Raw genomic sequence first — 14960 nt, forward strand, 5'->3', positions numbered from 1 at the left:
AGATCTGTGATGATGTTTTATCATGGGTTTTTTTATCGTCCTAGATAGACTTTAGGAGATTAGACTTAAGCACTATCGACCCTGAGCACAATAATAATTAAAATTTATCAGTTCATAGTTTTCATTTATTAATAAAATAATCCTCAAAATTTATACGATTTAAGAGATATACATAGAACATAACATGCGGTTGCTGCGCTGTAATCCTAAAATTGTTGCAAAAAAGCAGGTAAATTGAACTTTTCTTATTCTTCTTAAGCATTTAATTGTCAAAAAATCTGTTTTCGATTCTAAATCCTGTGTGTTTGCAGGATTATATTTCAATATGTGAACCCTGGGTCTAGTTTTTTAAATCGCCATAAAAAAAGCTGTGCCTTTACTTAGAAAAGCACAGCTTTCATTGTCTTATTGGGTGTTATTGGCGAATTTGACCATCACCAAATACAATCCATTTTTGAGAAGTCAGACCTTCTAGGCCGACTGGTCCGCGTGCATGGATTTTATCGGTTGAAATGCCGATCTCAGCACCAAGACCATATTCAAAACCATCTGCAAAACGCGTCGAGGCATTGATCATCACTGAACTCGAATCTACACGCGCCAAGAACTGACGCGCCAGACTAAAGTTTTCGGTAATGATCGAGTCGGTATGGTGTGAGCCATATTTGTTGATGTGCTCAATCGCTTCATCTAAGCCAGTAACGACTTTCACTGCCAAAATCGGGCCTAAGTATTCGGTATACCAATCTTCTTCAGTTGCAGGAACAATCGATTCACCCAAAATGCGCTGCGTTTCAGCACAGCCACGAAGTTCAACTTTTTTCTCCGCATAAAGTTCAGCAATGCGTGGTAAAAACTCTTCAGCGACATTTTCATCGACAAGTAAGGTTTCCATGGCATTACATACGCCATAACGGTGTGTTTTGGCATTGAGCGCAATAGGTAATGCTTTTTGCAAATCAGCCTGAGCTTCCACAAAAACATGGCAGTTACCATCAAGATGTTTGATAACAGGCACACGTGCTTCATTGGTGATACGTTCGATTAAGCCTTTGCCACCACGTGGTACGATTACATCGACATATTCAGGCATAGTAATTAATTGGCCAACCGCAGCACGGTCTGGGGTATTAAGCACTTGAACGGCATGCTCAGGTACACCTGCAGCAGTTAAGCCATGTTGAATCGCTGCTGCAATTGCTTGGTTAGATTCCAAAGCTTCAGAACCACCACGTAAAATAATCGCGTTACCTGATTTAAGCGCTAAAGATGCGGCTTCAAGGGTTACATTGGGGCGAGATTCGTAAATCATGCCGACAACACCTAGCGGCACGCGCATTTTGCCCAGCTGAATACCTGTCGGACGAAAGGCCATATCGGTAATTTCGCCAATCGGGTCAGTTAGTGCGATCACATCTTTTAGACCTTGGAGCATGCCTTTAAAGCGTGTGGGGGTAAGTTCTAAGCGATCAAGTAGAGCACTATCCAAGTTGTTGTTATGCGCTTTGGTCATATCCACTTGGTTAGCTGCCAAAATTGCAGTTTCACTGTTTTGTAAAGCAGTATAAATTGCTGATAAGGCATTATTTTTAGTCTGGGTAGAAGCCCCTGCGAGCACACGTGATGCTGTGCGTGCTTGCTGTCCTACCGTTTGCATGTATTGTTCAATAGACTCTTGCATAGCGGTTTGATCACTTAGAAATTTCAACTCGATATTAACAGCCTGTGACTGAACAATGAAGCACTTAAGTGCATATTCGACTGTACTTGCTGACCAGAATTAACATTTTGAAATTGTTTTTAGAACAAAAGTAGATAAGCGGCGGGGATATCAGTTGCTTGTAAAATGAACCTCTGTATAGAATGAAACAATAGCGACATTGAAGTCGTACAAATAACGATTAAAGAGCAGGACGCTAAGTCGAGCAGAGTCTCTAAATGAATTCCTGACAATAAAAATAAGGCAGGAATGGAGGAAAGGAATATGAATTCCATTATCCAAATGGATCCCACCGTACAGGAAAGTACGCATTACAGTTTTTTCGATCTGTATGACAAGCAAAGCTTTAAACAGCCTGCCAGAACGACATGGATTGATGGCTGGAAGGTCGAATATATGGCCATTGCACAACCTGAAACCATTCATCGCACCCCGATTGTTATTATTGGTGGGGCATTTCAAAACTTTAATTCCTACAAATATTGTGTCGAACAATTATTTGCGGCAGGCCCTATTATTTTAATTGATTTACCCTCCATGGGCTCAAACCAGCAAATTACCAATGTCGATACAGCCGTGTCAGCAGGGACTTTAGAGTTGGGTGATCTGGCGCAGATGTTGGGCGTTTGGTTGGATATCGTCGGGCTAGAAAAAGTATCCGTGATGGGGATGTCACTAGGTTCAGTGGTGGCAGCAGGTCTGGCCGATCAACGTCCTGAATTGATTGATCGCATGATTTTAATGGGCGTGATGCAAAAAACGCGCAAGAGCTGGCGCATGTTGCTTGAAGAATCCTTGCACTTGATGAAAGAACAGCGCATGGATGAATTTGGTCAAGCGGTGATTTTGTATTTGGTCAATCATGCCAAACTGGATGTGACGCGGATGTCACCGACAGCGAAGCGTTTGTTCTTTAGACAAATGGCTGAATTCACCAATACCGAACAAGAGCGTTATGACATTAACTGTAACCGTTTGCTGCGTTTGCAAGACGTGCCGATTCCACAGTGTGATGTATTGGTGTCTTGCGGGCAGTACGACAGTTTTACTTTGCCACATGAAAATGCGGGCTTTGCCTTGCAATGTCCGAATATGCAATTTGCCATGATTGCCAATGCGGATCATTTACCGCAGTTGCAACGCCGTAAGGAAACCATGAATTTGTTTGCAACTTATCTACGCGGTGAGTCTATTCAGCAGTTGGATGGGATCATTCCAATGAGCCGAGAGCAAATGCAAAATATTGAACGCCGTGGCGAAGCGCGTGTAAGTGTACAACAGCCATTCACGCATTTATCTCATCGCCATTCAGACCTCGTGGTTGAAACTCAAATTACGGATTTAAATTATTTCGGCGTGTTGCTGAATGTACAGACTGAAATGTTGGACTGCATGCACGCATATCCTCGGGATTTGGCATTACATCTAGAAGATGAAGAAGGTGAGTTTAAAATTGAATGTCTCATCTTTGACGTTGTAGATACGCAGGTTCGTGCTTTGTTTAAGCATGGTAGTTTTGAGTTGGCGGAGCGTTTATTGCGCTTTGTACAACGCCAAAAAGAAGATGTGTTGTTATTAGAAGCCGTAAGTTAAAACATGAACATATAAAAAACAGCGCGTTAGCGCTGTTTTTTTGTTTTGGCATGGACCATCCAAACCAAATCGCCACAGTGCTGCTCTGCATCGTGGAAAGGAATCACTTGTTCTTGTTGCTGTTGTGGAAAGTATAAGGCCGGCTGAACGACGTCTACTTCTTCAAATCCTGTATGACTGAAAAACTGCTGTAATTCAGCAGGGGATTGAAAATGAAAAGTAAAAGCGCTGCGAGACATGACTTTGAGTAATTTACTACTGGCCCAAATAAAACGTGCTAAACGGTTCTTGACGGGTTCAGGATAGATGTCGGTCAGATAATGTAATTCCTGAAATGAGGCGCCATATTCGGTGATCCCTTGCAATAATTTATTCAGTAGGATTTGATCAAAATAATTAATTAGCCCTTCACTAATCACCACCAAAGGACGTTCAGGGTTGAAACTCTGAAAAATACGTTCAAAATCTTGTGTGAAAATGTCGCCAGTTAAGACCTCGGGGGCATGCGGGTCAATCTGTTTGAGTGCCTGTGTTTTGATTTTTGCCATATCTGGCAAGTCGAGTTCACGATAGTCAATTTCAGGATGCTTGGTGCGAAAATTCCAACCGCGCGGGGAGAGGCCACAGGCAATTTCAAGGACTTGTAGCTGTGGATATTGGGTAATGAGTTGATCTAAATGTTGATCGATCATGGCATGGCGCTGTTTAAGCGTCGAACGCATGCTACCGCCCACATTTTTTTCTGCCCAGCTTTCTAAAGGATGGACTAAACGTGCTAAAAATTTGCCTTTACGTGTGGCAAAAACGGGATGCGAAATCCCCATGCTGTACCAAATATAGCCAGTGTAATGTGCAGTAAAAGAAATATGTCGATGTTCCGATAAACTTTGTGTCATGTCGTCCTGACCTAATGTTGTTTTTATTGGCAATTTTTGTATAGCGCCGAAGCATTTATTTTGTCTTCATCATAAATCAAAAAGGAGCACCTTGTCGTGCTCCATTTTCTAGAATTTTGAAAGTCTTGGATTAGCAATATTGATTTTTAAAATCCACAATACGATTACGCACGTTTTGCCAGTCCGCCCCGAGTTCAATGTTTTGTCCAATCTCAATTTGTGGGATTTTTCCGCGCATACGTTCTAGGCGTTCCTGATTTGGAAGAGCTAAGTTTTGGATCCCATCAAGCGCAATGCATGCAGATTCACGGTTATTACACACGAGGCCCATATCACAACCTGCATTTAATGCTGCTTGCATACGAGCATCTGCACCGCCAGCGACACAAGCGGCTTGCATGCTTAAATCATCGGAGAATAAAACGCCATCAAATTGGAGCTCTTGACGTAAGACCTTCTGAATCCAATACGGTGAGAAACCAGCAGGATTAGGATCAATATTTTCATAAATCACATGCGCAGGCATTAAGGCATCAAGCTGTGGTTGCAGTTGAATAAAGCTTTGCATGTCTTTTTGATAGATTTCTTCATAACTACGATGGTCAATAGCAGCAGCGATATGTGAATCTGCTTTCACCGAGCCATGGCCTGGGAAATGCTTACCTGTAGATGCCATCCCCGCACGTTTCATACCTTTTAAGAAAGCACTTGCCAGTGGAATGATGTCTTGCATATTTTTGGCAAAACCACGGTCACCAATCACATCACTGACATCATTTAGGTCCAGCACTGGTGCAAAACTAAAATCGATGCCGACCGCAAGGACTTCAGCTGCCATCAACCAGCCACATTGTTCAGCCAGTTCAACAGCTTTTTCAGGTTCAGTTAAGTAAAGTTCTCCAAACTTACCCATAGCTGGTAGGAGTGTGAAGCCTTGTTTTAAGCGTTGTACACGACCACCTTCCTGATCGACGGCAATTAAAATATCAGGACGAATTTGACGCATATGGTCGGTCAGGGCACGAACTTGTTCAGGAGATTCAATGTTACGACCAAATAAAATCATGCCGCCAACTTGTGGTGCCTGTAATAGTTCAATATCTTCTTGGGTGAGTTCTGTGCCAGCAATGTCGAGCATTAATGCGCCAATCATATTCGGTGTCCGTGTTGGAATTTTTAAGGAAAAACAATACCTGAATTCTGCAATGATTTGCTACACTTTGTCAGCAGAGAATATGATAAAACTACACGACATAAACATATTAAGTTGTTTAAGATTTTGAATCTATTCAATTCAGGTCGAAAACCAACACGGTAATATTGGTCTTAATACCAAGGAAGTACAAATTATTTATGAAACTTCAAACATTAGCTTGTGCCGTTGCGATTGCGACAGGTGGATTCTTTTTCACTCATGTGGTGAATGACGCAATTGCTGCCAATAATACAGAAGCAGTGAGCGCGGGTACCATTCAGCCCACACAAGAGCAAGCCTTGGTCTCACGTCAGCTTGCAACATTGGTAGACCGTCAACACTATTTAAATCAGCGTTTAGATGTTAATACATCTAACCGTATTTTAGATTTTTATATTGATAGTTTAGACGCTGAACATACGTTGTTCTTGGCATCGGATATTGAAAATTATAAAAAACGTTATGGTTCAACTTTTGGTGCAAATCTCAAAGCGGGCAATTTAACAGGGCCGTATGCGATTCATGCGCAATATCGTGAGCGCTTAAAACAGTTCTACACCTATATGTTGGAAGAGCTGAAAAAGCCACAGAATTTAAATCAACCGAATAACTACATCGAAACTGATCGTGAAAAAGCACCATTCTTTAAATCGACAGAAGAGCAGCGTGCGCATTGGAATAAAATGTTGGTCTCTCAGCTGATCAACTTAACCATCAGCAAAGAAGAAGAGAAAGCCAAACAAAAAGCGTTGAAAGATGACCCAACACTGGCAAATGGTCAAGACTTAACAGGTCCTGAAGACTTAACACCTGTACAGACTTTAACCAAGCGTTATACACGTCAGTTAGAGCGGATTAGTCGTTTAAAAAGCGATGATGTGCTTGATAAAACTCTGAATGCCATGATGCTGACGTATGATCCGCACAGTAATTACTTTCCACCTGTAGATGCGATGGAATTGAACCGTCAAACCACGCTGCAATTGGAAGGGATTGGGGTATCGATCCGTCCTGAACGTGGTAATGAAGACTACACCAAAATCGAGACGATTGTGGAAGGTGGGCCAGCCAGCAAATCAGGACAAGTGAAGTCAGGCGATCGCATCGTTGGTGTTGCCCAAGATGGCGACAAAATGGTCGATGTGATTGGTTGGCCGAGCAATGAAATTGTCGGACTGATTCGTGGTAAACGTGGCACCAAAGTGACTTTACGTTTATTGGGTGCTGGTGCGTCCATGAATCAAGCGCGAAATGTCACTATTGTACGTGATGTAATTCAAGAAGAAGATGCAGGCGTGCGTTCACGTACCGTTGAAATTGAACGTGATGGCAAAAAACATAAGTTTGGTGTGATTGAAATTCCATCGTTTTACTTAAACTATCGTGCACGTCGTGCGGGTACAGACTACCGTTCTGTGTCGGAAGATACCAATAAAGCCTTAAAAACATTAGATGCGCAAAATGTTGAAGGCATCATCATTGACTTGCGTAACAACCCAGGCGGCTCACTTGAAGAAGTGGCACGTATGCTTGGACAAGTGATTAAATCAGGTCCAGTGGTGCAAATCCGTGATGGTAATGGCAATGTCAGCGTGTTTGAAGATGATGATGGTGGCGCGCAAACTTATGCAGGCCCATTGGCGGTATTGATTAATTTGGCTTCGGCTTCTGCGAGTGAAATTTATTCTGCTGCGATTCAAGACTATGAGCGTGGTGTGGTGATTGGTAGTACCACAACGGGTAAAGGAACAGCGCAGGTACAACTTGACTCTTTAGCCTATGGTCAAGCAACCTTAACGCAACGTAAATTTTACCGAGTGACGGGCGGCAGTACCCAAAATAAAGGGGTCGTACCGGATATTAAGCTGGTCGATATTTACAATGAAGAGTTTGGTGAGCGTAAATCGAAAAATGCTTTACAGTGGGATACTATTCCAACCGCACCGTTTAAACGTGAAGGTTCAATTCAAGGCTATGTTCCCGATTTGATTAAGTCATCTCAGCAACGTGTCAGCATTGATCCGCAATTTAAATATTTAGAACAACGTACTGCGATTGCGAAAAAGACAGAAGAGCAAAAGCGTGTGGTGCTTGACTTAGCGAAGCGTAAAGCCGAGCTGTTGGCACTAGAGCAAAAGTCTTTGGATGCTGAAAATCAGCGTCGTAAAGTGGTGGGTCAAAAACCTTATGCCAACTGGGAAAGCTACCAAGCGTCTATGGATGCATTGGTGGAGGCACGTGCAAAAATGAAGGCAAACCAGCGTCCAGCACTGCCTGAAGAAGAAGTCTTTGTGACGGAAGCAGCAAACGTGCTAATGGACTATGCCAAATTACAAGGCAAAACGCATACAACAACAGCCAAAAAGTAAGTAATTCATCCATAAATAACATTGAGATGATTGCTTGAGTTTTTGACAGAAAAGATGAATTTATCCATTGAGAAATAGCGAGCTACGGCTCGCTATTTTTTTGTGAGTAGGGCGGTGTTCGATTTAAATCTAGAAAGCAATCTATAAATGATTCTAACTTATTCATTTTATTATGATTAGAAACTGTTCTAAAATAATAGACACCTGATGCAATTTTTATCAAAAGTTTAAGTTTTAGTGAACTTCATCAAGCTTTATTTTTTTAAAATAATCAGTTGCTTAAAATCTTGAAAGAAAGACTTGACCATTACCGTAGACTAATAGATTCTAAGAGAAAATAAGTAAGTAATTGAAAATGTAACAAGTTAAAGGGAAGAGATAGATTGGGTAATTCGGTTAAAGAAAGTGCCACGATAACCTAAGCGGAACGCTTGATATGACTCATATTCATTATGATTACAGTCTGGTCGCTGGTTCAATCGTAGTTGCATTATTAAGTTGTTACTTAGCTGTTTCACTCGAACAAATGTTGTTTCGTGGAACACGACCAAGATATGAAAATGTCATTTTATTCTTCAGCGGTGCAATTTTAGGTGCTGCGATCTGGTGCATGCATTTTGTAAGCATGATAGCCAGCCATTTGCCTTCAAGCCATAGTTTCGATACCAGTCTGACCCTGATATCCTATTTTATTGCTTTCGTTGCTTCCACTTTTGCTGTGTGGTTAACCACACGACAGACATTACCTTTTCCTCGTTTAATTTTAGGTTCAGTGTTAATGGGCCTTGGCATTTCCGGCATGCATTATACCGGTATGCTGAGTTTAGACGTTCAGGGTTATGAGCAACGATACGAACCTTTAATTGTTATCTGTTCAATTTTAGTTGCGATCTGTGGTTCGGGTTTGGCCTTTTGGATGACGTTTAAAAATAAATATTCGCCAAAACGGAATATTTTGAATGTCTTTGTCGCATTAATGCTGACTTTTAGCATTGTGGCTATGCATTATATTGGTATGGCGGCTGTTGATTTTGTACCGCTAAACTCGATGGATGTATTGGTGGCAGCGCAGATAAACCATAATTTATTGCTGTTTATTGTCTTATTTGTCACCAGTTTATTGTTGATGGCAGCCTTTAGTGTAGCGGTATTAGAACAACGTTTAGAGCATCGCAGTTTACAGTTGATGCGCGCAAATCGAGAACTAGCCAATCAAGCTGTACAGGACAATTTGACCCGTTTACCTAATCGACTATTTTTGGCTGAATATGCACATTTTCTATTTACAGAGCATCGCTTAAGACAAGATAAAATTGCTTTTATTTATATTGATATCGACCGTTTTAAAGCGGTCAATGATGTGTTTGGACACCATGTGGGTGATCAACTGCTGATTCAAATTGCTACGCGTATTCACCGTTTAATTAATGATCAAGCCAAATTGCTACGAATCGGTGGCGATGAATTTCTGATTGTGCTTGAGTCAGCAAGCAATGACTCTGCCACAGCAATGTCTGAAAAAATATTGGAATTGATGCAAGAAAGCTTCTTGATTGCAGGCAAGGAAATCAATATTTCAGGCAGTATTGGTATTGCGATGTACCCTGAACATGGTGCGAACTTGCAAGATCTGCTGATCAATGCAGACACTGCAATGCTGAGTTCGAAGTATCAGGGGCGTAATACCTATTCGTTTTTTAATTATACTGCCGACCAATTTGAAGAAAAAAGTCAGACGAAACTGATCAATGATTTATATAAAGCGGTAGAAGAACAGCAGTTTAGCTTGTTTTATCAGCCAAAATTTAATGCCACTGATCGTGAAATTTGTGGGGTTGAGGCCTTAATTCGTTGGAATCATCCAACCTTAGGTATGCTGACGCCAAATAAGTTCATTAATGGCGCGGAAAAAACAGGACTAATTATTGCCATGGGCTATTGGGCGCTTGAAGAAGCCTGTAAGCAAATTCAGCACTGGGAAAAGCTGAATATGCCGTTGTATCCTATTGCGGTCAACTTATCAGCCATTCAGTTTGAACATAAACACTTATTTAGTACTTTAGAGTCGCTTTTTGCACGGTATGAAATCAACCCGTCACATTTAATTATTGAAATTACCGAGTCAACAGCGATGCATCATATCGATGCCAGTATCTTGACTTTTGAACATTTGAGAAAGATGGGAATTAAAGTTGCGATTGATGACTTTGGGACGGGACATTCAAGTTTCTTGTATTTAAAAGAACTGCCTGTAGATGAGCTGAAAATTGACCGTGAGTTTATCCGCAATTTGAGCGCCGGCTCTAAAGAAGAAATTATTTTAGAAAGTATTATTCACTTGGCAATTCGACTGGGTTTAACGGTCACTGCAGAAGGTGTAGAGACAGAACAACAAGCAGAAATTTTAAAACGTTTAGGTTGCCAACAATTGCAGGGATATTTGTTAGGAATGCCGATGCCAGTGGCACAGCTTGAAGAAAGCATGAAAGCGAAAGTTGAATAAAGTCATTTGTAGTCTTATCGCATTGCCAATGAGTATAGAAAAAAGACAGTGGAATACGTTATATCGTCGATAAAAACAGGTCGTCATCCAATGTAAAACATCAAGACACGCCACGCTAAGATTTTGACTCAACCCGAAGTGGTTGATTATTTTTAATGGTCAATCTGATACAATATCGCCAATTTTCCATATTGATCAGATCTGATCTTTTGCACTGCGAGTTTTGCAGTAGGTGTCTTTCATGAGTTTTAAAGAAGAATTAGCGACACAGGTCGCTCAGCGACGTACTTTCGCTATTATTTCCCACCCCGATGCCGGTAAAACCACAATGACAGAAAAACTGTTGTTATGGGGACAGGCGATTCAGGTTGCAGGTATGGTAAAAAGCCGTAAATCTGATCGTGCGGCAACGTCTGACTGGATGGAAATGGAAAAAGAACGTGGGATTTCGATCACCACTTCGGTTATGCAGTTCCCGTTTAAAGACAAGATGATTAACTTGCTCGACACCCCAGGGCATGAAGACTTTTCTGAAGATACCTACCGTACATTAACTGCCGTTGACTCTGCACTTATGGTGATTGATGGTGCAAAAGGTGTCGAAGATCGTACGATCAAATTGATGGAAGTGTGTCGTATGCGCGACACGCCGATTATTTCATTCGTCAACAAAATGGACCGTGAAATTCGTGAGCCATTAGAACTGCTTGATGAAATCGAAAACGTATTAAAAATTAAATGTGTTCCGATTACTTGGCCACTGGGTACAGGTCGTGACTTTGCGGGTGTATTTAACCTACTCGAAGAAAAATTCTACGTTTATAAGGCAGGTTTCGGTTCAACAATTACGGATATTGAAGTCCGTGATGGTTATGACTATGCAGATTTGCGTGAAAAAGTTGGCGATCTCGCTTGGGCTGCATTTGAAGAGTCGTTGGAACTGGTTCAAATGGCCAATGAACCTTTAGACCGTGATGAATTTTTGGCAGGCCGTCAAACGCCAGTCCTGTTTGGTACGGCACTCGGTAACTTTGGTGTAGACCATGTGTTGGATGCATTTAGTCAATATGCACCTGAACCTAAAGCACATCCGACTCAAGACCGTAAAGTTGAAGCGACTGAAGAGGGCTTCACAGGGTTCGTCTTTAAAATTCAAGCCAATATGGACCCAAAACACCGTGACCGTATTGCATTCATGCGTATCTGTTCAGGTAAGTATGAAAAAGGCTTAAAAATGAAACATGTGCGTCTAGGTAAAGATGTACGTATTAGTGATGCTTTAACGTTCCTTGCTGGTGACCGTCAGCACCTTGAAGAAGCATGGCCGGGTGACATTATCGGTTTGCATAACCATGGTACGATTCAGATCGGTGATACCTTCACTTCGGGTGAAGATTTACACTTTACTGGTATTCCTCACTTCGCCCCTGAAATGTTCCGTCGCGTGCGTTTAAAAGATCCATTGAAGTCAAAACAGCTACAAAAAGGCTTAAAAGAACTGTCAGAAGAAGGTGCGACTCAGGTCTTTATGCCGCAAAACAGTAACGACTTAATTGTGGGTGCTGTGGGTGTGCTTCAGTTTGAAGTGGTGGCTTATCGCCTGAAAGAAGAATACAAAGTTGATTGTATTTACGAGCCTGTAAGCATCAATACCGTACGTTGGGTATCGTGTGATGACGAGAAAAAATTCAACGAATTTAAGAAAAAAGCACACGACCAATTGTCTGTCGATGGCGGTGGTCATTTAACTTATCTTGCACCAAGTCGTGTGAATTTACAGTTAATGCAAGAACGTTATCCGGATATCGTGTTCCGTAATACACGTGAACACTAAGTTATTCTTTTACAGAAATAAAACAGCTTCTTCGTGAAGCTGTTTTATTTTGTGGTAGAGTTTTTAAATCCATACATTACGCAATCATTTGGTCGTTTAGGACATCATGAAAATATTCAAGGATGCTACAGTTTTTGCACTTTTGGGGAGTGTTTTGCTGCTCAGTGCATGTGATTCAGGAAAAGAAAACAAAGCGACAAAGCCGGCCGATGATGGCGCTTCTGAAGCGGCCGTGATCAATCCAGATGTTTTGCCTTATTTAAATATCCAAGAGCAAGCCGCTAAAATTGCCAAACCGTTTTGTGAAAATAAAAGTTGTATTGATTTAGAGATACAAACCATTCAGACCGTAGATACGTGGTTGAATAGCTGGATTGAAAAGAATCAGGCGAGCGTCGTACAAGATCAGATTGCACTAAAGCAGAATATGAATCTCCAACAAGCTGTCGATGCGTATGTGAAAAAATCAGATGCTTGGCAGGCCGAGTTTAAAACCAATAAAGCCTATGAATTGGCGATGTACACACGAGTTCCATATCAACGGAATCAATATGTGCTGCTGCAAATCGGTGTCGATACCAAACAGGAAAATATCACGGTCAAAGAGCGCTATTATTTTTTTGTGGCAGACCGTCGTGCGAAAAAAAATCTCAAACCCTTAGATATTATTGATGCAAAGCAGCAGCAAAATATGGATGCCATTGTGCAGCAAGCCTATGGCAAATGGTTAGATGAACAAGAGGTGGATGTCAAAAAATCGGCACCGAAAAAGCTCTATTGGGGCCAAGCAGATTGGTTCTTTGATCAAGAAGGTGTCGGTTTGCATTACCGTACAGATGAAATTATCAAAGATAGTACACAACTGGATATTTATCTCAGCAAAGCGCAAACACAACAAGTCTTGAAAGCTGATGTGTATCAGCATATGTTCTAAACAACGAAAGTATTTAATTTGATGAGATATTTACTGAGATAAATATCAATTATTCGAAATGAAAGGTTGAAGCAATGGTGCAAAAAAATAAAATTTGGGCAAGCTCAATATTGGCAGTTTCTGTTGCATTCACGGCGTGTCAGCCACAACAAGCTGAACCTGAAAAAAAGCCGGATCAAGCCAAAACTGAACAGCCAGATTTGAGTGCAAAACTGATTGGTGATGCGGAAAAATTACAACTGAATTTACCTGAATGTGATGGCGGGGTCTGTCCTGAAATTTCAGTTGAACGCTTAAACAGTAATCAAGCCTTTATTGATGAATTTATTGATGCGAAAATCTTAAAACAGTTAGACGAAATTCTATCTGTTTCGCCTTTAGAAGATAAGACGCTGAGCACTGATGCTCCCGCTGCAAGTGAAGTTCCTGCAGCATCTGAAGCAAAATCTGCTTTGGCCAAGGTTGAAACGCCCAAATTAAAATTGGAAAAAGCCACGCAGCCTTATATGCAAGCGTTTTTAAATTTAGATAAAGAATTGAAATCTTTAAGTGCCAATCAGCAAATCAGTTTGATGATTAAACCTAAAATATTGAATGCTGAAAAACCCTTGGCAACAGTGGTTTTAAATACCAGCTCATATTTAGGTGGGGCGCATGGTTCTTCTGCACAGCAATATTATAACTTCGATTTAAGCACTCAAAAATTGGTACAGCTCAATGACATATTGCTGCCCAATCAACGTACTAAACTTGAAAAGCTGGGCTATGAAGTCTTTAAAACTTGGGTGAAAGATGCCAAGTTGGCGGACAATGTTCAAGAATATGAACAGATTTGGAAATTTAAACTGTCTGATAACTTTTATCTAAGTCAGCAAGGTCTAATTTTGCAATATGCCGAATATGAAATTGGGCCATATGTGGCGGGTTTACCACGTTTGACCATTCCGTATGATCAATTGCAAAGTATCTTGAAAAAGCAATATCTACCAGTAGTTGAAGCTGCTGAAGCCTCAGCCGTAAAAGCAAATTAATTAGTTCAATGACTTACTCACTGTTTGATACGCATACGCATTTTGATGTTCCTGATTTTGACGTTGATCGGGAACAGTTGGCGCATGCTGCCAAACAGGTGGGTGTCGATGCTTTGGTATTGATTGGTTTTGTGCAGTCACGTTTTCACGATTTGCTGCAAACCCAAGAGTTTTTAGCTCGTTTATCCAATGCTCCCAAAAGCTATTTAGCCCCCGGCTTACATCCGTTTTATATTGAGCAACATCGTACAGAACATTTGTTCGATGTGGAACAGCTGCTAAAGCAGCATGATTGTGTCGCTATCGGTGAAATAGGTTTAGATACCTTTTTGAAACAGCATAAACAGCCCGAACTTTTTCAAAAGCAGCAGCAGTATTTTTCCGCACAACTTGAATTAGCACAGCAGTTTGATAAACCCATTTTGCTGCATATTCGCAAATCCCATGCGGAGGTGCTTTCGATGTTGAAAAAGCATCAATTTAAGCTCGGTGGTATCGCACATGCATTTAGTGGTGGTGTTGAAGAAGCGAAGGCATTTACCAAGCTAGGTTTTAAAATTGGTGTAACGGGGCAAATCACCAATCCCAATGCAAAAAAATTACATCAAGTGGTTCAGACTTTAGGGGCGGCACATTTGGTCTTAGAAACCGACTGTCCCGATATGACACCCTTATGTTGTCAGCATTCGACGGAAGGGCGTACTCGTAATACGCCGGTCAATTTGCCCTATGTCTTGCAGGGTTTGGCTCAGAGCTTAAACCGTACTGAATCTGAGATTGCACAGATCTTATGGAGAAATTCATTACAAGCATTGCATTTGGACGCTTAAGCGGCAACAAATATTGACGCTGCTTGATTGAATCAGGTTTTCTCCACATTGTTTA

Annotated in this window: 10 protein-coding genes; 7 read left to right on the forward strand and 3 right to left on the reverse strand. The window is 41.3% G+C overall.

Annotated elements, in window-relative coordinates; translation table 11 throughout:
- Window positions 1–415: 415 nt before the first annotated feature.
- Entirely contained in the window at window positions 416–1681 is a 1266-nt protein-coding gene (locus tag MST16_RS02545; protein WP_078189652.1) for a glutamate-5-semialdehyde dehydrogenase, read from the reverse strand.
- A gap of 303 nt (window positions 1682–1984) precedes the next feature.
- Between MST16_RS02545 and MST16_RS02550 the strand changes: the two genes are divergently transcribed.
- Window positions 1985–3313 carry an alpha/beta fold hydrolase gene (locus MST16_RS02550; protein ID WP_180010214.1) on the forward strand — a complete coding sequence of 443 codons (1329 nt, stop codon included), beginning with the start codon at window positions 1985–1987 and terminating at the stop codon, window positions 3311–3313.
- A 26-nt stretch (window positions 3314–3339) separates the two neighbouring features.
- On the opposite strand, the gene MST16_RS02555 is transcribed toward MST16_RS02550, so the two are convergent.
- A complete protein-coding gene (locus MST16_RS02555) occupies window positions 3340–4209 on the reverse strand; it encodes a class I SAM-dependent methyltransferase (RefSeq protein ID WP_180010215.1) in 870 nt (289 codons plus the stop codon).
- Window positions 4210–4339: 130 nt separating this feature from the next.
- A complete protein-coding gene (gene nagZ, locus MST16_RS02560; protein WP_168378409.1) occupies window positions 4340–5362 on the reverse strand; it encodes a beta-N-acetylhexosaminidase in 1023 nt (340 codons plus the stop codon).
- 200 nt (window positions 5363–5562) lie between these two features.
- Between nagZ and MST16_RS02565 the strand changes: the two genes are divergently transcribed.
- The 6 genes from MST16_RS02565 to MST16_RS02590 all read left to right on the forward strand — a co-directional run bounded on the left by MST16_RS02565 (window position 5563) and on the right by MST16_RS02590 (window position 14905).
- Window positions 5563–7773, forward strand: a complete 2211-nt coding sequence (locus tag MST16_RS02565) for a carboxy terminal-processing peptidase (RefSeq protein WP_180010216.1) — start codon at window positions 5563–5565, stop codon at window positions 7771–7773.
- A gap of 436 nt (window positions 7774–8209) precedes the next feature.
- On the forward strand, window positions 8210–10276 hold the full coding sequence (locus MST16_RS02570; protein ID WP_180010217.1) for a bifunctional diguanylate cyclase/phosphodiesterase: 2067 nt from the start codon (window positions 8210–8212) through the stop codon (window positions 10274–10276).
- Window positions 10277–10517: 241 nt separating this feature from the next.
- Entirely contained in the window at window positions 10518–12110 is a 1593-nt protein-coding gene (locus MST16_RS02575; RefSeq protein ID WP_078189646.1) for a peptide chain release factor 3, read from the forward strand.
- A 106-nt stretch (window positions 12111–12216) separates the two neighbouring features.
- The gene (locus MST16_RS02580) at window positions 12217–13044 is read left to right on the forward strand and encodes a hypothetical protein (protein WP_180010218.1); all 828 of its coding nucleotides are present in this window, start codon (window positions 12217–12219) and stop codon (window positions 13042–13044) included.
- 74 nt (window positions 13045–13118) lie between these two features.
- Window positions 13119–14075: an RsiV family protein gene (locus tag MST16_RS02585; protein ID WP_180010219.1), complete on the forward strand. Its 957-nt coding sequence runs from the start codon at window positions 13119–13121 to the stop codon at window positions 14073–14075.
- A gap of 8 nt (window positions 14076–14083) precedes the next feature.
- Window positions 14084–14905: a TatD family hydrolase gene (locus MST16_RS02590; RefSeq protein ID WP_180010220.1), complete on the forward strand. Its 822-nt coding sequence runs from the start codon at window positions 14084–14086 to the stop codon at window positions 14903–14905.
- The last annotated feature ends 55 nt before the right edge of the window (window positions 14906–14960 follow it).

It is taken from the genome of Acinetobacter sp. YH16040_T, assembly GCF_024605785.1.
Taxonomy (GTDB): Bacteria; Pseudomonadota; Gammaproteobacteria; order Pseudomonadales; family Moraxellaceae; genus Acinetobacter; species Acinetobacter amyesii.

Excerpts from the sequence above, each read along its gene's own strand:
- MST16_RS02565 (WP_180010216.1), top strand. The coding sequence starts at position 5,563 with ATGAAACTTCAAACATTAGCTTGTGCCGTTGCGATTGCGACAGGTGGA.
- MST16_RS02555 (WP_180010215.1), bottom strand. The coding sequence starts at position 4,209 with ATGACACAAAGTTTATCGGAACATCGACATATTTCTTTTACTGCACAT.
- MST16_RS02550 (WP_180010214.1), top strand. The coding sequence starts at position 1,985 with ATGAATTCCATTATCCAAATGGATCCCACCGTACAGGAAAGTACGCAT.
- MST16_RS02580 (WP_180010218.1), top strand. The coding sequence starts at position 12,217 with ATGAAAATATTCAAGGATGCTACAGTTTTTGCACTTTTGGGGAGTGTT.
- MST16_RS02575 (WP_078189646.1), top strand. The coding sequence starts at position 10,518 with ATGAGTTTTAAAGAAGAATTAGCGACACAGGTCGCTCAGCGACGTACT.
- nagZ (WP_168378409.1), bottom strand. The coding sequence starts at position 5,362 with ATGATTGGCGCATTAATGCTCGACATTGCTGGCACAGAACTCACCCAA.
- MST16_RS02545 (WP_078189652.1), bottom strand. The coding sequence starts at position 1,681 with ATGCAAGAGTCTATTGAACAATACATGCAAACGGTAGGACAGCAAGCA.
- MST16_RS02590 (WP_180010220.1), top strand. The coding sequence starts at position 14,084 with ATGACTTACTCACTGTTTGATACGCATACGCATTTTGATGTTCCTGAT.
- MST16_RS02570 (WP_180010217.1), top strand. The coding sequence starts at position 8,210 with ATGACTCATATTCATTATGATTACAGTCTGGTCGCTGGTTCAATCGTA.
- MST16_RS02585 (WP_180010219.1), top strand. The coding sequence starts at position 13,119 with ATGGTGCAAAAAAATAAAATTTGGGCAAGCTCAATATTGGCAGTTTCT.